Consider the following 17,532-nt stretch of genomic DNA (forward strand, 5'->3'; position numbering starts at 1 on the left):
CCGCCCGCCGCGGGGCGCGCGCAGGCGGTGGCGTCCGCACGAGCCTAGCCCTCCGCCGGTCCCCGTGGTGAGTCTCACAGCCACCGCGGGACGAATGCACGGCCCGTCCATCGCACGGAAACGTGCCGGCCACATCCGCGGACGATCCTGGAGGTGTCCGAGGGCCCCCACCCCGGACCCCGACCCCCGAGAGGACGTGCCGCCATGACGACCCTCCGAGCGACGACCGTCGACGCGACCACCGATGACACCTGGGTCCAGGACCCCGCGCGGATCCGCCCCGGCGACCGGATCGAGGTGTGGGAGCAGGACCACCTCCGCCACGTCGGCACGGTGGGCCAGTGCGCGCCCCACCTGCGGCTGCTCTGGATCCTGGAGGCCGGCACCGGCTCCCGCCGGCTGATCCCCGTCCACGGCTACCGCCTGCGCCGCTCCCCGTTCGCCCGCCCCGCCTGAGGCCCCGTCGCCTCGTGTTCAGCCGCTGTTCGCCCGGGGCGGGTACGGTCGGCGCTGACAGCCGGGCGGACGAGGAGGATCATGGGGAGTCAGCAGGTCGACGGCGGTCGCGGCGGGGCAGCTCCCGGCCGGGACCGCGGGAGGGAGCACGGCATGGCGGCGACCGCCCGGCAGGAGTGCGCCGCGCGGCTGCACGACCGGGTCGCGGCGCTCGTCGACGTGGTGCTCCGGGCCCGCCGGGCGGCCGTGCCGCAGCTCGAGCGCGTGAACCCCCGCCACCGCGGGTCCGCGCTCAACCTCGTGGACTACGTGGCCGTGCGCAGCCAGGACGTGCGGGACCTGCAGCGGGACCTCAGCGGCCTGGGCGTGTCCTCCCTGGGGCGGATGGAGGCCGGGGTCATGAGCCACCTCGGCGCCGTGCTGGAGACCCTCCGCGTGCTCGCCGGCCGACCGGAGGAGGACGTCGGGGCGCCCGGCCCCGACGAGCCCGGCGAGCCCGGTGCGGAGGTGCTGCGCCGCAACACCGCGGCCCTGCTCGGCCCGGGCCGGGAGGGGCGCAGCACCCGGATCATGGTCACCTTCCCCTCGGAGGCCGCCGCGGACCCCCGGCTCGTCCAGGACATGGTCCGCGCCGGGATGGACGTGGCCCGGATCAACTGCGCGCACGACGGCCCCGAGCAGTGGGCGGCCATGATCGGGCACGTCCGGGCGGCCGGGCAGGCGCTCGGCCGCGAGGTCCGCGTGGCCATGGACCTCGCGGGGCCCAAGCTGCGCACCGGGCCGATCGAGCCCGGTCCGCAGGTCGAGAAGATCAAGCCCACCCGGGACAGCGGCGGCCGGGTGACCGCCCCGGCCCGCCTCTGGCTGGGCGAGGCGGACCCGGCGGTCGACGACGACGCCCCGGCCGTCCCCGTGGCCGGCGCAGCCTGGACCGCGGCCCGCACCCCGGGGGAGCGGCTGCGGCTCAAGGACGCGCGCGGCTCCGGACGGACCCTGCGGGTGATCGAGGCCACCGGGCCCGGCGTGCTCGTCGAGTGCGCCAAGACCGTGTACTTCGCCACGGGCCTGGCCGTGCGGGCCGAGGACGGCACGGAGGGCGTGCTCGGCGAGCTGCCCGCCGTCGAGCAGTCCCTGCGCGTGCGCGCGGGGGACACCGTGGTGCTGACCCGGGACCTCGCACCCGCCCCGGTCCGGTCCGAGAGCCCGTTCCGGATCGGCTGCTCCCTGCCCGAGGTGTTCACGGACGCCCGGGAGGGGCAGCCGGCCTGGATCGACGACGGGAGGATCCGCTGCCGGATCACCTCCGTGGGGCCCGACGAGATCGTGCTGGAGGTGCTGCAGGCGGGCCCCGACGGCACCAAGCTCAAAGCGGGGAAGGGCATCAACCTGCCCGAGACGGACCTGCGCATCTCCTCGCTCACCGACGAGGACCGCACGCACCTGCCGTTCGTGGCCGAGCACGCCGACATCGTCAACATGTCCTTCGTGCGCTCGCGGGAGGACGTGACCGACCTGCTGCGGGAGCTCGAGCGGATCGGCAACACCGCCCTGGACGTCACCCTCAAGATCGAGACCGTGGGCGGCTTCGAGTCCCTGCCCGCGATGCTGCTGGAGGCCATGCGGTGGCAGGACGTGGGCGTCATGATCGCGCGCGGGGACCTCGCGGTCGAGGCCGGGTTCGAGCGGATGGCCGAGGTGCAGGAGGAGATCCTGTGGCTGTGCGAGGCCGGGCACGTGCCCGTGGTCTGGGCCACCCAGGTCCTGGAGTCCCTCGCCAAGAAGGGCCTGCCCTCCCGGGCCGAGGTCACGGACGCGGCGATGGGCCAGCGCGCCGAGTGCGTGATGCTCAACAAGGGACCGTTCGTGGTGGACGCGATCGAGGCCCTCGACGACATCCTCGTGCGGATGGAGGGGCACACCCGCAAGAAGTCGGACATGCTCCGCCGGCTCAACGCGTGGGCGCCCGTCGTCGAGTGAGCGGGCGAGCGGTCGGGTGAGCCGCGGGGCGGACCGCGCGGTGACCCGTGCCACACTGGGGGCATGGCCGCACGCGACACCGCCGTTCTCCGCTTCCTCGCCGCCCCGACCGACGCCGGGCGCACCGGCACCGTGGACGGCGGGCGCGTCCTCGAGTGGATCGACAAGGCCGCCTACGCGTGCGCCGTGGGCTGGTCCCGGGCCTACTGCGTGACGGCGTACGTGGGCAACATCCACTTCGACCGCCCGGTGTGCGTGGGGGACATGGTGGAGGTCTCCGCGAAGATCGTGCACACCGGACGGTCCTCGATGCACATCCGGGTGGAGGTCGCCTCCGCGGACCCCCGCGAGCACGGGGTGACCCTCAAGGACACGTGCCTGATCATCATGGTGGCCGTGGACGGGGACGGCCGCCCCACCCCCGTCCCGCAGTGGGCGCCCGAGACGGAGCACGAGCGCCAGCAGTCGGCCGTCACGCAGCGGCGGATCGAGCTGCGCAACAGCATCGAGGAGCTGATGGCGGAGCAGCGGTACACGGACGAGGGCACCGCCGAGGAGACCGTGCTGCGCTTCCTCGCCGCGCCCACGGACATCAATTGGGGCGGGAAGGTGCACGGGGGCACGGCCATGCGCTGGATCGACGAGGCCGCGTACGTGTGCGGGGCCCGGTGGGCGGGCCGGCCGGTCATCGCCGTCTACGCCGGGGGCGTCCGGTTCTACCGGCCCATGCACATCGGCCACCTCGTGGAGGTCCGGGCGCGGCTCATCCACACCGCGGCCCGCGGCCTGCACATCTCCGTGAACTGCTGGTCGGGGGACCCTGCGACCGGCGAGCTCGCCCTGACCACCAACTGCCTCATGGTCATGGTCGCCCTCGACGACCAGGGCCACGCCCTGCCGGCCCGGCAGTGGCAGCCGGTCAGCCAGGAGGACCGGGACCTGGACGCCTTCGCCCGGGAGCTGGTCCGGCTGCGCGCCGAGTTCCCGGACTCCTTCCAGCAGGTCGACCCGTCCGTCTCCCGGCTGCCCGGGAGCTGACCGCACCCCCTCCTCAGCCGTCGGCGAATCCCGGGACCCGATCAGCCTGCTGTGCATATAGTGGGCCGAGACCCACCGTCCCGGCACCCCACAAGGAGAGCACGCCATGGACCTGAATCCCCTGAACAACGCGTTCGACGACGAGGGCAAGCCCAAGCCCGCCATGAACAAGCTCCTCGACACCGTGCTGCGCGTGCAGCGGCCCGTGGTCCTGGGCTTCGTGAAGAAGGAGCGCGCCGACCACCCCGACGAGACGCCCGAGCAGATCGCCAGGCGGCTCGAGAAGATCTACGTCCGGTCCGTGACCATGGGCGGCGGGGCCGTCGGCGCCACCGCGGTGGTCCCCGGCATCGGCACCGTCGCGTCGCTCGGCCTGTCCTCCTTCGCGGTGGTCGGCTACCTCGAGGCCACCGCCCTGTACGCCCAGGCGATCGCCGAGCTGCACGGGGTGCACACGGAGGACCCGGAGAAGACCCGCACCATGGTCATGGCCCTGATGCTCGGCGAGGACGGCCGCCAGGTCATGAACCAGATCCTGGCCAGCGGCACCAAGGGCCGCGGCATGATGTCCTCCTGGGGCCTGATGATGGGCAAGGACGACTCGAAGACCTTCGACGTCAGCAGGATCATCCGCAACATGTTCGTCAAGCGCTTCCTGCTCAAGCAGACCGGCGCCGTGTTCGGCCGCGCCCTGCCGTTCGGCGTGGGCGCGATCGTCGGCGGGGGAGCGAACCTGGCCATGTCCAAGCAGGTCATCGCCGCGACGCACGAGGCGTTCGGGCCGCTGCCCACCACGTTCCCGGCCGAGCTCGGGCCCGAGGAGCGGGCCCCCCGGTTCGACGACGGCACGTCCCGGAAGGGCAGGCGGGGCCGGAAGGCCGACACGGCCGCCGCGGCCCGCGGCGAGATCACCGGCGAGCACTAGACCCTGCGCCGCGCTCCCGCGCTGCCGCTCGACGACGCCCCGCGCCCGGCGGGGCGTCGTCGTCGTTCACGACAGGTCCGCCGGGGCGTGGCCCCGCGTTCACCGCGTCTGCCTAGCCTGGTGCACGAGCGGGGCGCACCGCGCCCCGACCGACAGCCGAGGGAGCGCCGTGCGGCCGATCGTCTACGCGCACCGGGGGTCCAGCGCGGACCTCCCCGAGCACACCCGGGCCGCCTACGTGCAGGCGCTGCTGGACGGCGCCGACGGGGTGGAGTGCGACGTCCACCTCAGCCGCGACGGCCACCTCGTCCTGCACCACGACGCCCAGCTGGGCCGCACGAGCGACGGCCGGGGCCCCGTCTCCGCCCGCACGCTCGCCGAGCTGCGCCGCCTCGACTGGACCTCCTGGAAGGGCGTGCGCATCCCGCCGGGCCACGGGGCGCCGGGCCGTCAGCTGCTCACCCTGCCCGAGCTGCTGGACCTGCTGCGGGGCGCGGGCCGGCCCGTGGGCCTGGCCGTGGAGACGAAGCACCCCAGCCCGTTCGGCCACCGGCTCGAGGAGGAGGTCCTCGGTCTGCTGATGCGGGAGGGCTGGGACCCCGAGACCGGGCGGCTGGACGACGTCACGGTCTCGCTGATGAGCTTCCACCCCGACGCCGTCCGGCACTTCCTGGAGACGGTGCCCGCCCGGCACGTGTGCCAGCTGGTCGGGACGACCACCCGCCGCACGGTCGGGGACAGCCTGCGCGTCGGCCGCACGGCCGCGGCGGTGCTCCACGCCGGGATGCGGTTCGTGGTGCCGCCGGCGCTGCCCGTGATCTCGGCGGGCCTCGTGGACCTGGTGGGCCCGGGGCTGGACCTCGTCCGGGCCCGCCCCGACCTCGTGCGGCAGTGGCGGGCGGAGGGGCGCGTGCTGCGGGTCTGGACGGTCGACACCGCACGGGACGTGGACCTGTGCTGCGCGCTCGGCGTCCAGCAGCTCACCACGAACCGCCCGGCCGACGTGCTGCGCTGGGTGCGGGCGCCCTCCGGGGCCCCGCTCGGCGTCCCGGCCGGCGGCCCGGCGGCCGTCACGGGCCGGTCCCGGTGCGCGAGCACGGCGGTCGGGTAACGGGGGGTCACGTCACCGCCGGCCGGGCCCGGCGCGCGTATGCTCGACAGCAGCTGTCCGTGTCCCCCCGCACGCCGTCGTCGCCCGCCTCTCCCCCCACCACCAGGAGACGGTCATGCCCACCCCGATCCCGCCCCGCGCCCCGGACGCCGGCGCCGTGCGCGCCCCCGCCCCGGACCTCCAGGCCGAGGCCGTCCGGCTCGCCGAGCACGTGCGCCGCGAGACCGCCCGCGCCGTCGCGCCCGAGCGCATCGACTCGGAGTTGTCCCTGCTGAACCGGTTCGCCGAGCACGAGGACGTCGACGTCGTCCTCGGGCCCGTGCTCGCCGGGATCGTCGCGGCCGCCCTGCTCTCCGCCCGCCTCACGAGCGGGCTCACCGATCCCACCACCGGCGGGGCGGCCTTTTCGAACGACTTTTCCCGGCGGAACCNCCGCGGACTGCAAAAACAGTTCGAAAACCTGGACGGGCTCGAGCCGCACCCGGCGCCCGGGATCGGACGCCTCGACCTGGACGTGGCCACCCGACGGCTGCGCATGGGCCGCGGCACGGTCCTGGACCTCGCGCCGGTCGCGGACGCGTGGGCGGCGGACCGCATCGTCCGGGTCTTCACGGAGACGCACCCCGGCGTTGCGCTGGTCGCCGAGGTCGGCACGGCGTGCGCCGTGGGCGGGCCGACCGCCGCGGCCGCCGCCCTCGTGGGCGCCGCCCCGGCGGCACGGAGCGCCGACCCCCGGACCGCCGACCCCCGGGCCGGTGTGGAGCCCGGGGTGCGGGCGGCCCTCGTCGAGCGCGGCCGGCGGGGCCTCGCGGTGGTGGAGAGCCCCGGGAGCGTCCTGGTCAACCCGGTGACCGGCGCAGTCGCGGCGAGCCCGTGGGACCGGGTCGTGGTCGCCGCGCAGAGCGCGGTGGAGGCCCAGGCCTACGCCCGCGCGGCGCACGTGCTGGGACGGGACGCGCCCGGCTGGGTCGCGGCGTGCGCGGCCGACGGCGAGTTCACCGGTTCCCGGCCCGGCAGCACCCTCCGGCGCCGCCTCAGGACACCGGGCTGGCCGGAGCGGGCGGGCCGCGCGGCGGCCTGAGCGGCGCCGGTAGCATGACCGCATGAGAATCGTCATCGTGGGCGGCGTCGCCGGCGGAATGTCCGCGGCCACCCGTCTGCGCCGCCTGCTGGAGGACGCCGAGATCACGGTGTACGAGCGCAGCGGCCACGTGTCCTTCGCCAACTGCGGCCTGCCCTACCACGTGGGCGGCGTCATCGAGGAGCGCTCCGCGCTGCTGCTGCAGACCCCGCAGTCCCTGGGCGCCCGGTTCGGCCTCGACGTCCGGGTGGGGCACGAGGTCGTCGGCGTCGACCGGGACCGGCACGTGCTGCGCGTCCGGGACCTCGCCTCCGGCCGGGAGGAGGAGCGGGGCTACGACGTCCTCGTCCTCTCCCCGGGGGCCGTCCCCGTCCGCCCGCCCGTGCCCGGCATCGAGCGCGCCCTGGTCCTGCGCGACATCGAGGACACCGACGCGGTCGTGGCCGCGGTCGAGGGCGCCCGCTCCGCCGTGGTCGTCGGCGGCGGCTACGTCGGCCTCGAGGTCGCCGAGCAGCTCGTCCACCGCGGCCTGCAGGTCTCCCTCGTCGAGGCCGCCCCCCAGGTCATGGCCCCGCTCGACCCGGAGATGGTCGAGCCCGTGCACACCCTGATGCGCGAGCGCGGGCTCGACCTGCGGCTGGGGACCACGGTCACCGAGGTGGGGGAGCGCACCGTGACGCTCGACGACGGCACCGAGCTGCCGGCCGACGTGGTCCTCGCCGCGGTCGGCGTCCGCCCCGACAGCACGCTGGCCCGGGCCGCGGGGCTGGAGGTCGGGGCGCGCGGCGGCATCGTCGTCGACGAGCACCTCCGCACCTCCGACCCGGACGTCTACGCCGTGGGGGACGCCGTGGAGAAGCGCGACGCCCTCGACGGGTCCGCCACGCTCGTCGCGCTGGCCAACACGGCCAATCTCCAGGGCCGGCTCGTCGCCGACGTGATCGCCGGCATGGACGTCTCCGACCGGCCGGTGCTGGGCACCTCCGTGGTCGGCGTCTTCGGCCTCACGGCCGCGGCCACGGGCTGGAACGAGAAGCGGCTGCGCGCCGCGGGCCGGTCCTACCGGGCGATCCACACGCACCCCGCGAACCACGCCGGCTACTACCCCGGGGCGGAGGGGATGACCCTCAAGCTGCTCGTGGACCCGGAGGACGACGCGATCCTCGGCGCCCAGGGCGTGGGCGGGGCGGGCGTGGACAAGCGCATCGACGTCCTCGCCACGGCCATCACCGGCGGCATCGCGGCCGCCGACCTCGCCGAGCTCGAGCTGGCCTACTCCCCGCTCTACGGCTCCGCCAAGGACCCCGTGAACATGCTCGGCTACATCGACCGCAACCACCGGGACGGGCTCGTCGAGACCGTCCAGTGGCACGAGCTCGACGACCGCCTCGCCTCCGGCGCCACCCTGCTGGACGTCCGCACCCCGGGTGAGCACACGGCGATGCCGATCCCCGGCGGGATCAACATCGAGCTGGACCAGCTGCGGGACCGCCTCGACGAGCTGCCGGAGGGCGAGCTCGTGGTGCACTGCCAGGCCGGCCTGCGCGGCTACCTCGCGGCCCGGGTCCTGGCGCAGCACGGACGGGACGTCGTCAACCTCGACGGCGGCTACCTCACCTGGGCGGCCCGGCCCGACGGCGCCGCGGCGACGCCCTCCGGCGACGACGAGGACCGGGGCTCCCCGGCCGGCTGAGCGGCACCCGGGGCGCGGCGCAGCACGAGGCCCCCGCACGGGAACAGGGACGAGACGGTCCTGTTCCCGTGCGGGGGCCTCGTGCGTGCCAGGACGGCCCGACGCTCGTTCACGAAAGGTAACAGGGGGAATTCTCCTGTCCCCGGAGCTGTGGCCGGGACGGGCGACCGGCCACCCACCTCCCGGCCCGCGGCGCGCGCCGGGGGAGCGTCCCCGACCGTCGATCCCCGGCCCGGGAACCGCACGATTGCAGTCGAAAACGTCTCGCAGAGCGAGATGCGGGCTGTGATCTTTACCACTGGAAACCGATCGCGCGGTCGGCATCGCCCCTGGCAGCTCCACCGACGAACGCATCGATAACGGAGGAATAACGCTGCCGTGACGGATCCGTGAGGAGGCCATAACACCCCGCTCCGTAGAACGGACGTGCCGGTAACACCGGTGTTACGTGCATCGAAAGGAGTTGGACATGACCTCAGTGCCACATCGCTCTCACCGCCGCGAGGAGGCTGCGGCGGCAGAGCGAGTGCTGTGGGACGAGGCCGCCGCGAAGGGAGGCCCCGCCGGAGCAGCTCCGTGGACGGAGCCCTCGACCCGGGGCGTCCGGAGCACGGAGACCAAGCCCACCCGGCTGCACCACTTCTTCGAGCGCAGCTGCGACCTGACCCCCGACGCCCAGGCGCTGCACGCCGACGGCCGGGCCTACACCTACGCGGAGCTCGACGAGCTCGCCAACCGCCTGGCCCACCTGATCACCGGCTACGGCCTGAGCGCGGGCGACCGCGTCGGGATCCTGCTCCAGCGCTCCACGATGCTCTACGCGTCCCTCCTGGCGATCCTCAAGACGGGCGCCACCTTCGTCCCGATCGACCCGAACCTGCCCGCGGACCGCGTGCAGTTCATCGCCGAGGACTCCGACCTGTCCCTCATGCTGACCTCCGCCGAGTTCGTGGCCCTGGTCGAGGACGCGCCCGCCGACGTCGTCGACGTCGGCCGGATCGGCGAGCGGCTCGGGGAGGCGCCCGCGCACCGCCCGGTCGTCCGCCACGAGGGCGACCCCACGTGCTACATCATCTACACCTCGGGCTCGACCGGCCGCCCCAAGGGCGTCGAGGTCGCGCACTCGAGCATCTGCAACTTCATCGAGATCGTGCCCGAGGTCTACGACGTCCGCTCCGAGGACCGCGTCTACCAGGGCATGACCATCGCGTTCGACTTCTCCATCGAGGAGATCTGGCCGACCTGGGCCGTGGGCGCCTCCCTGGTGGCCGGCCCCACCGACGACGCCCGCCTGGGACAGGGGCTCGCCGAGTTCCTGCAGCGCATGGAGATCTCCGTGCTCTACTGCGTGCCGACCGTCCTGGCCACCCTCGAGCACGACCTGCCCCGCATCCGCAGCATCCTGGTGGGCGGCGAGGCCTGCCCCGCCGACCTCGTGGAGCGGTGGTCCACCCCCGAGCGCCGGATGCTCAACACCTACGGCCCCACCGAGGGCACCGTGACCGCCACGTGGGGCGAGCTCGCCCCCGGGCGGCCCGTGACCATCGGCAAGCCCCTGCCCACCTACGAGGTGCGGATCCTCGACGAGGAGATGAACGAGGTCGCCGACGGCGAGCCCGGCGAGATCTGCATCGCCGGCCCCGGCGTGGCCCGCGGCTACGTCAACCTGCCGCACGTCACAGAGGAGCGCTTCCGCCCCCACCCGGACGGACCCCGGGCCGGACGGATCTACCGCACCGGCGACCTGGGCCGGTTCATGCCCGACGGCGAGATCGAGTACCTCGGCCGCGCCGACAGCGAGGTGAAGATCCGCGGTCACCGCGCGGACCTGCAGGAGATCGAGAACGTGCTGCGCCGGGAGGACGCGGTGGCGGACGCCGCCGTGAGGCTCACCTCCGGCGGCGACGACGTCGCGGCGTTCCTCACCCTGCGCGCTCCGGTGCGCGACGAGCGCGCCCTCTTCGAGCTGCTCCACGACTCCGTGGTCGCGGCGCTGCCGCCGTACATGGTGCCGTCCTTCTACGAGATCCTGCCCGCGATGCCGATGATGGTCAGCGGCAAGGTGGACCGGAAGAACCTGCCGGACCCCAGCACGCCCCGCTTCGTCACCACGATGGGGCTGGTCCCGCCGGCGACGGACGCCGAGTGGGGGATCACGGAGGTGTGGTCCAAGGTCTTCCGCATCCCCGAGGACCAGCTCTCCGTGGAGGCGGACTTCTTCATGGAGCTCGGCGGGCACTCGCTGCTCGCCGCGACGGCCACGTCCGAGCTGCGCCGCGCGCACCCGGACCAGGACATCTCCATCGCGGACATCTACACCTACCCGACCGTCCGGGACCTGGCGCGCCACCTGGACGCCGCCCCGGCGTACGTCCCCGCCGCGGCCGCCCCGGACGACCGCCCCGCGCCGCTGCACCACACCAGCGGCCGCGTGGCGCTGTGCGGCCTCGCGCAGGTGACGACGATGGTCCTGGCGGCCATGCTCGTCGGCTCCCCGCTCGCCGCGGTCCTGTACTCCTACGGCGGGCAGTTCAGCTACGCCCTGATGTGGGACATGCTCCTGGTGGGCGTCCTGGTCTCCGTGCTCGCCCGCGTCCTCCTGCCGTTCCTCGGCTCCCGCGTGCTGGGACGCTTCGTCAGACCGGGGCACCACGCCCTGTGGGGCCGGCAGTACTACCTGCTCTGGTGCATCGACGGACTGACCCGGCTCTCGCCGCTCAATCTCCTCACCGGCACCCCGATGGCCGCCGTCTACCTGCGCCTGCTGGGCGCCAGGATCGGTCCGGACGCCCACGTGGGCACCGCCGCCATCGGCCTGCCCTCGCTCGTCACCGTCGGCGCCCGCGCCAGCATCGGCTACAACTCCTCCGTGCAGACCGCCCAGGTCGAGGAGGGGTGGGTGACCATCGCGCCGGTGCACATCGGCGACGACGCGTTCGTGGGGGCCAACGCCCTCCTGCAGCCGGGCACCCGGATCGAGGACGGTGCCCGCCTGGCCGAGCAGTCCCTGGCCTCCCGCAACCAGACGATCCCCGCCGGCGAGCACTGGCTGGGCTCCCCGGCCCGGCCCGGTGACGGGGACGACGAGCTGCTCGAGCGGATGGAGCGGCGCCCGCTGCCCAGCGGCCGCTGGCCCGCCCCGCTGGCGGCCGGCCTGCTCCTGGGCTGGCTGGTCCTCGAGCTGATGCCCTTCGTCCTGGTGCTCCCGTCCTTCCTGATGATCTGGGCCGCGGCCCTGGAGTTCGGCCTCCCCGTGGGGCTCGCCCTCACCCCGGCGGTCGGCGTCGTCTACGTGCTCACGGTCTGCGCCGTGGTCGCGGGCGGCCGGAAGATCGTCCTGCGCCGCACGCCCACCGGCATCCACCCCGTGCGCAGCGGGCTCGGCGTGCGCAAGTGGATGGCGGACCAGCTGCTCTCCACCAGCCTGGAGAGCACCAACGCCCTGTACGCCACGATGTACACGGTCCCCTGGCTGCGCGCCCTGGGCGCCAAGGTCGGCCCCCGCTCCGAGGTCTCCACGGTCGGCCACATCGACCCGGACCTCCTCACCCTCGGCGAGGGAAGCTTCGTCGCGGACATGGCCAGCGTGGGCAGCGCCGTCTACCACCACGGTCACCTGTACATGGAGCGCACCGTGGTGGGCGACCGCTCGTTCGTGGGCAACGCCGCGTTCGTGCCCTCGGGCACCCGGATGGGCGAGGGCTCCCTGGTGGGCGTCGCCTCGGTGCCCCCGGCCGACGTGCCGGACGGCACGTCCTGGCTGGGCTCGCCCGCCATGTTCCTGCCCCGCCGGCAGGACAGCGGCAACTACGACGAGAGCCTCACCTTCCGGCCCTCGCGCGGCAAGGTGGCGGCCCGCCTCGTCATCGAGGCGCTGCGCATCACGGTCCCGCCGGCGCTGATCGGGCTGATCGGCTACCTGGGCCTGCTCGCCTCGGTCGCCCTGGTGCCCGAGCTGACGCTGCTCGGCTTCGTGGCCGTGCTGCCCCTCGTCGCGCTGGCCACCGGCCTGACCGTGGTCCTCGCCGTCGTCGTCCTGAAGTGGGCGATCGTGGGCCGGTACCGCCAGCGCGTCGAGCCGCTGTGGGACAACTTCGTCCGGCGCAGCGAGTTCGTCACCGGCGTGTACGAGTCCGCGGCGGTCCCCGCCCTCATCGGCGGTCTCGTGGGCACGCCCCTGATCGGCCCGGTCCTGCGCCTGTTCGGCGCGCAGATCGGCCGGCGGACGTACATCGGCACCACCTACCTGACCGAGTTCGACCTCGTCCACATCGGCGACGACGCCGCCGTCTCGACGGACGTGTCGCTGCAGACGCACCTCTTCGAGGACCGCGTGATGAAGATGTCCCACGTGGAGATCCTGCCCGGGGCCTCCGTCGGTGCGCGCTCGATCGTGCTCTACGACACGACGGTCGGCGCGGGTGCCTCGGTGGACGCCCTGTCGCTGGTGATGAAGGGCGAGCAGCTGCTGCCCCACACCGCCTGGCGCGGCATCCCGGTGCGGTCGGCCACGGCCGCCCTGACCTCGGGACGATGACCCGGCCATGACCGCCCAGTGGACGTCCCCGCGACCCGGCAGCGGGTCGCGGGGACGCCGTTGCCCCGCCGCCGGGCACGCACCGGCCGGGACGGCCCCGGGCGGGAGCGCGTCAGGCGCTGCGCATGTGGCCCATCAGCTGGGTGATCTGGGGGGAGGGCGGCGCTCCGAGCTCGTCGGCCATCGTGCTGCAGAAGCTGCGGAACGTCTGCAGGGCCGGGGCGTTGTTGCCGAGACCCAGGTCCGCCTCGATCGACACGCGGACCGCGCTCTCCCGCAGCGGGTCCAGGGCCCGGACGTTGTCGGCGAGCACGTGGGCCCGGTAGAAGTCGCGGTGCTCCAGGGAGAGCCGGGCGAGGTGCTCCACGGCGTTGACGTACAGGGTCCGCAGCCGGTCCTGCTCGGCCATCACCCAGCCGTCGTACCAGCCGGGCAGCAGCTGGGCGCCGTCGGGGGACAGGAACCAGGGGTCCTCCGTCACGGGCGCCGTGGCGGTGGCCGCCCGGTCCAGGGACGCGCGCAGCTCGTGCAGGTCCACGGTGACCGTTTCGGCCAGGGCGATGTTGTTGCCGCGGGCCCCGACGGCTCCGGGCACCTGGCGCGAGATGTTGAAGACGGTGGTGCGCAGGCTGCCCATCGCGCGCTCCGCGGTCCGGTCGGGCCACAGCAGCTCGCCGAGGAACCGGCGCGGCTTGGGACCGAGGACGGCGAGCGCGGCCAGCAGGCGCTGCTGCCGGTGGCCCAGGGCCAGCACGGTGCCGTCGAGCTCGACCTCGACGTTGCCGAGAAGCCGCAGCCTGATCGAGTGTTTCCCATCCATTGTCATGATCCCCCACTGTCATGATCACTGTCCCCGGTGCGCCCGGAGCCTGCCTTCCCCCGAAGGCCGTGGTCCGAGCACCGTCCTCTCCGGTCCCGCGGACCAGGATCCAGGTCCGCCGCGAGAGAGGGTTCAGGCACCGATGATCCCGGGCAACGCCCCGTGAGTCAAAAGCGAACGCCCGGAGTGCGTCAAAAGCAAACGAAAACCCAGGCGGCCGGCACGCGACCCCGGTGGAGGGTGGTGCGCAGGACCGCACCGTGGTATACGACTGATCCCCGGACCGGCGGTGCCGGCCGGGGCACGAGCTCAGGAGTTCTACCGATGACCGACCAGCGACCCGTCACGGGCGTCCGCACGGACCCCCTCGGGAACATCGTCGCCCTGTGCAATCCCGCGGAGGTGTGGTCCCCGCGGTCGACCACCCGGATCATCCGGGACATCGAGAGCGAGGTCCACCTCTACTACGTCCCGGGGTCGTCGGGGCAGCTGCGGGTCCGCGTGGTGTCCGCCGGGTGCGAGAAGCGGCTGTGGGCCGCCCCGGAGGACACCGTGTGCAACAACCTGCACGACCTCCCGTCCGTCTGATCCGCACGGACTGATCCGTACGGGCCGATCCGCGCGGCACGGGGTGCCCGGGCGCGTCCCGGCGCCCCGTGCCCGGGCACCCCGTCGTCACGCGGGGCGCGGGCTCACAGGAAGCGCACGAGGTCCGCCGCGATGCCCGTGTAGGTGGCCGGGGTCAGCCCGGACAGCCGCTGCTCCGCGGCCGGGGACAGGCCCAGGCCCGCCACGAACTCCTGGAGCCGGGCGGCGTCCACCCGGCGGCCGCGGGTCAGGTCCTTGAGGCGCTCGTAGGGGTTGTCCATGCCCTCGACGCCGGCGATCGCCTCGGCGCGCATGACCATCTGGACCGCCTCCGCGAGGACCTCCCAGTTCGCGTCGAGATCGGCGGCCAGGACCGCCTCCGCCACGTCGAGGCGGGCCAGGCCCTTGCTCACGTTGGAGACCGCGAGCAGGGAGTGCCCGAAGGCCACGCCGATGTTGCGCTGGGACGAGGAGTCGGTGAGGTCGCGCTGCCACCGGGACGTCACGAGCGTGGCGCCGAGGGCGTCCAGCAGGGCGTTGGAGAGCTCGAGGTTCGCCTCGGCGTTCTCGAAGCGGATGGGGTTGACCTTGTGCGGCATGGTGGAGGAGCCGGTGGCGCCCTCCACCGGGATCTGCTGGAAGTAGCCGATCGAGATGTAGGACCACACGTCGGTGCAGAAGTTGTGCAGGATCCGGTTGAACCGGGCGAGGTCGGCGTAGAGCTCGGCCTGCCAGTCGTGGGACTCGATCTGGGTGGTCAGCGGGTTCCAGGACAGGCCCAGGCCCTCCACGAACTCGCGCGAGACCTCCGTCCAGTCCGCGTCCGGGACGGACGCGTAGTGGGCGGCGTAGGTGCCCGTGGCGCCGTTGATCTTCCCCAGGTACTCGGTGCGCTCGATCCGGGACAGCTGGCGGCCCAGGCGGTGGGCGACCACCGCCATCTCCTTGCCCAGCGTGGTGGGCGTGGCGGGCTGGCCGTGGGTGCGGGAGAGCATGGGGGTCTCCGCCGCGGACCCGGCCAGCGCCGCGACGTCGGCCACGAGCGCCCGGGCCGCGGGCAGCCACACGTCGGTCGTGGCGTCCTTGACCCCCAGGGCCCACGCCAGGTTGTTGATGTCCTCGGAGGTGCAGCCGAAGTGCACGAGGGGGACCAGGTGCTCCAGTCCCAGGGCGGGCAGCCGGCGGCCGATGTAGTACTCCACGGCCTTGACGTCGTGGACCGTCACGGCCTCGATCTCCGCGAGCTCCGCGACCGAGTCCGTGTCGAAGTCCGTGACGACCCGGCGCAGCCCGGCGATCTGCTCCTCGGTCAGGGGCGCCAGCCCCGGCAGCACCGACCGCTCGGCGAGGTGCAGGAACCACTCGACCTCCACATGCACGCGGTTGCGGTTGAGGGCGGCCTCGGAGAGGTGGTCGACCAGGGGCGCGACCACGGGCTGGTAGCGGCCGTCGAGGGGCCCCAGCGCGACGGGCGGGACGGCGGCGGCGAGCGCCGCGCGCCCTGAGGACAGGATGCGATCGGTGTTGGGCATGGGCACATTCTTCCACGGCCCCCGCGCGCTCCCGGGCGGACGAATTGTCGTCCGCCGCCAACTTTCGCGGAACCCGGTTGTAGCTTTCGCCCCGAAAAGCAGCGGGTCGTCCGGAGGGGCGTCATCGACCGGGGGAACCCCGGGGGTGCGGGGATAGCATGACCTCCATGAGTACCAGCGACGCTACCCGCACCCTGGCCGGCACCGCCCCGGCCTCGGGCCCGGCCACCGCCACCACCCCGGCGGTCCGGCCGCGCCCGGCTCTGTCCCGACTTCCCCGCTACGCGGCCGGCAAGCCCCCGGTCGTGGTGGACGGGCTCGTGTCCTACAAGCTGTCCTCCAACGAGAACCCGTTCGGGCCCGTGCCCGCCGTCAAGGAGGTCCTCGCCGGCTGGGACGCGGTGCACCGCTACCCCGAGACGACCTCCGCGGAGCTGCGGGAGGTGCTCGGCGAGTTCCTCGGCGTTCCCGCCGAGGACATCGTCACCGGCGCCGGCAGCCTCGGCGCGCTCAACCAGCTGCTCGGCGCCTTCGTGGGCGCCGGCGAGGACGGCACCCCGGACGAGGTGGTGCACGCCTGGCGCTCCTTCGAGGCCTACCCGATCAGCATCGGGCTCTCCGGCGGGCTGGGCGTCCCGGTCCCGAACCGCCGCGACGGCTCCCACGACCTCGAGGCCATGGCCGCCGCGGTCACCGCCCGGACGAAGGTCGTGCTGCTGTGCACGCCGAACAATCCGACGGGCCCCAGCCTCACCACCGCGCAGGTCGAGGAGTTCCTCGCCGCCGTGCCGCGCGACGTGATCGTGGTGATCGACGAGGCGTACCAGGAGTTCCAGCGCCGCGACGACCTCGTCGACGGCGTCGACCTGTACCGCCGGCACCCCAACGTCGTCGTGCTGCGGACGTTCTCCAAGGCCCACGGTCTGGCCGGGCTCCGGATCGGCTACTCCGTGGCCCGCCAGGAGATCACCCAGTACCTGCGCCAGGCGTCCCCCGCGTTCTCCGTGACCGACCTCGCCCAGCGCGCGGCGATCGCGTCCGTGCGCCACTACGACCAGGTGGCCGAGCGCGTCCAGCGGGTCGTCGACGAGCGGGAGCGGGTCCTCGCCGGGCTCGACGGGCTCGGCTGGCCGTACCCGCAGACGCAGGCGAACTTCGTGTGGCTGAACCTGGGCGAGCACAGCGGGGGCTTCGCCGAGCTGTGCGACGCCCACGCCCTGTCCGTGCGCCGCTTCGGCGACGAGGGCGTGCGCGTGACCATCGGGGAGCCGGAGGCCAACACCCGGTTCCTGGAGCTGTGCGCGCAGTTCCCCCACCCGCCCGTGCTCTGATCCTCGGCCGCGCCGGCCCGGCTCCCTCCCGAGCAACCCGAAAGGACGTCCTGCCCATGGATGCCGCCCCATCGTCCCCGGCCGCCCCCGTGCCGGCCCGCACCGTGCCGACGCCGGAGGTGCGCACGCGCCTGGTGCGGCTCCTCGACCGGGACGGCCGGCTGAGCGAGGACCCGGTCCTGTCCCCGTACGTGCGCGACGTCGACGCCGAGCAGCTGCGCGGGCTGTACCGCTCGATGGCGCTGGCCCGCCGCTTCGACGAGGAGGCGACCAACCTCCAGCGGCAGGGGCAGCTGGTGCTGTGGGCGCCGATGCGCGGGCAGGAAGCAGCCCAGGTGGGCTCCGCCCGTGCGCTGCGCCCGGCCGACCACGTGTTCCCGACCTACCGGGAGCACGATCGTGGTGCTGGCCATCGCCTGCTACGTGCTGGCGCTGCTCCTCCG

At 73.9% G+C, this 17,532-nt stretch carries 13 protein-coding genes; 11 read left to right on the plus strand and 2 right to left on the minus strand.

Features of this window, described 5'->3' with window-relative positions; all coding sequences use genetic code 11:
• The first annotated feature begins 204 nt into the window (after positions 1-204).
• From H488_RS28005 to H488_RS28035, 8 genes are all read left to right on the plus strand, one after another.
• Positions 205-456 (plus strand): hypothetical protein, encoded by a 252-nt coding sequence (locus tag H488_RS28005; protein WP_017833487.1) that lies wholly within the window; start codon positions 205-207, stop codon positions 454-456.
• 153 nt (positions 457-609) lie between these two features.
• Complete coding sequence (locus tag H488_RS28010; protein WP_017833488.1) at positions 610-2,433, plus strand: pyruvate kinase; 1,824 nt, start codon at positions 610-612, stop codon at positions 2,431-2,433.
• A 63-nt stretch (positions 2,434-2,496) separates the two neighbouring features.
• Positions 2,497-3,471, plus strand: a complete 975-nt coding sequence (locus H488_RS28015) for an acyl-CoA thioesterase (RefSeq protein ID WP_017833489.1) — start codon at positions 2,497-2,499, stop codon at positions 3,469-3,471.
• A gap of 106 nt (positions 3,472-3,577) precedes the next feature.
• Entirely contained in the window at positions 3,578-4,396 is an 819-nt protein-coding gene (locus H488_RS28020; RefSeq protein WP_017833490.1) for a hypothetical protein, read from the plus strand.
• 169 nt (positions 4,397-4,565) lie between these two features.
• Positions 4,566-5,507 carry a glycerophosphodiester phosphodiesterase gene (locus H488_RS28025; protein ID WP_017833491.1) on the plus strand — a complete coding sequence of 314 codons (942 nt, stop codon included), beginning with the start codon at positions 4,566-4,568 and terminating at the stop codon, positions 5,505-5,507.
• A 115-nt stretch (positions 5,508-5,622) separates the two neighbouring features.
• Positions 5,623-6,588 (plus strand): FAD:protein FMN transferase, encoded by a 966-nt coding sequence (locus H488_RS36090; RefSeq protein ID WP_017833492.1) that lies wholly within the window; start codon positions 5,623-5,625, stop codon positions 6,586-6,588.
• Between the two features lie 22 nt (positions 6,589-6,610).
• Positions 6,611-8,281, plus strand: a complete 1,671-nt coding sequence (locus H488_RS28030) for an FAD-dependent oxidoreductase (protein ID WP_017833493.1) — start codon at positions 6,611-6,613, stop codon at positions 8,279-8,281.
• A 469-nt stretch (positions 8,282-8,750) separates the two neighbouring features.
• Positions 8,751-12,818 carry a Pls/PosA family non-ribosomal peptide synthetase gene (locus tag H488_RS28035; RefSeq protein ID WP_150110340.1) on the plus strand — a complete coding sequence of 1,356 codons (4,068 nt, stop codon included), beginning with the start codon at positions 8,751-8,753 and terminating at the stop codon, positions 12,816-12,818.
• A gap of 112 nt (positions 12,819-12,930) precedes the next feature.
• Here H488_RS28035 and H488_RS28040 read toward each other — a convergent pair whose 3' ends face one another.
• The gene (locus tag H488_RS28040; protein ID WP_017833495.1) at positions 12,931-13,638 is read right to left on the minus strand and encodes an AfsR/SARP family transcriptional regulator; all 708 of its coding nucleotides are present in this window, start codon (positions 13,636-13,638) and stop codon (positions 12,931-12,933) included.
• Positions 13,639-13,962: 324 nt separating this feature from the next.
• On the opposite strand from H488_RS28040, the gene H488_RS28045 reads away from it, so the two are divergent.
• Positions 13,963-14,226, plus strand: coding sequence for a hypothetical protein (locus tag H488_RS28045; RefSeq protein ID WP_017833496.1), 264 nt, complete (start codon positions 13,963-13,965; stop codon positions 14,224-14,226).
• A gap of 104 nt (positions 14,227-14,330) precedes the next feature.
• Here the strand turns inward: H488_RS28045 and purB are convergent, their stop codons facing one another.
• The gene (gene purB / locus H488_RS28050; RefSeq protein ID WP_017833497.1) at positions 14,331-15,758 is read right to left on the minus strand and encodes an adenylosuccinate lyase; all 1,428 of its coding nucleotides are present in this window, start codon (positions 15,756-15,758) and stop codon (positions 14,331-14,333) included.
• 167 nt (positions 15,759-15,925) lie between these two features.
• Here purB and H488_RS28055 point away from each other — a divergent pair, with 167 nt between their 5' ends.
• Both H488_RS28055 and H488_RS0118420 read left to right on the plus strand, forming a co-directional pair.
• Entirely contained in the window at positions 15,926-17,089 is a 1,164-nt protein-coding gene (locus H488_RS28055) for a histidinol-phosphate transaminase (protein ID WP_017833498.1), read from the plus strand.
• Between the two features lie 56 nt (positions 17,090-17,145).
• Positions 17,146-17,532, plus strand: a 387-nt coding sequence (locus H488_RS0118420) for a thiamine pyrophosphate-dependent enzyme (protein ID WP_031283037.1), incomplete at its 3' end; no start/stop codon positions are given.

Source organism: Kocuria sp. UCD-OTCP (assembly GCF_000349605.1).
GTDB lineage: Bacteria > Actinomycetota > Actinomycetes > Actinomycetales > Micrococcaceae > Kocuria > Kocuria rosea.

Bases quoted from the DNA above. Each gene is read 5' to 3' on its own strand.
- H488_RS28005 (WP_017833487.1), top strand. From the start codon at position 205: ATGACGACCCTCCGAGCGACGACCGTCGACGCGACCACCGATGACACC.
- H488_RS28010 (WP_017833488.1), top strand. From the start codon at position 610: ATGGCGGCGACCGCCCGGCAGGAGTGCGCCGCGCGGCTGCACGACCGG.
- H488_RS28015 (WP_017833489.1), top strand. From the start codon at position 2,497: ATGGCCGCACGCGACACCGCCGTTCTCCGCTTCCTCGCCGCCCCGACC.
- H488_RS28020 (WP_017833490.1), top strand. From the start codon at position 3,578: ATGGACCTGAATCCCCTGAACAACGCGTTCGACGACGAGGGCAAGCCC.
- H488_RS28030 (WP_017833493.1), top strand. From the start codon at position 6,611: ATGAGAATCGTCATCGTGGGCGGCGTCGCCGGCGGAATGTCCGCGGCC.
- H488_RS28035 (WP_150110340.1), top strand. From the start codon at position 8,751: ATGACCTCAGTGCCACATCGCTCTCACCGCCGCGAGGAGGCTGCGGCG.
- H488_RS28040 (WP_017833495.1), bottom strand. From the start codon at position 13,638: ATGGATGGGAAACACTCGATCAGGCTGCGGCTTCTCGGCAACGTCGAG.
- H488_RS28045 (WP_017833496.1), top strand. From the start codon at position 13,963: ATGACCGACCAGCGACCCGTCACGGGCGTCCGCACGGACCCCCTCGGG.
- purB (WP_017833497.1), bottom strand. From the start codon at position 15,758: ATGCCCAACACCGATCGCATCCTGTCCTCAGGGCGCGCGGCGCTCGCC.
- H488_RS28055 (WP_017833498.1), top strand. From the start codon at position 15,926: ATGAGTACCAGCGACGCTACCCGCACCCTGGCCGGCACCGCCCCGGCC.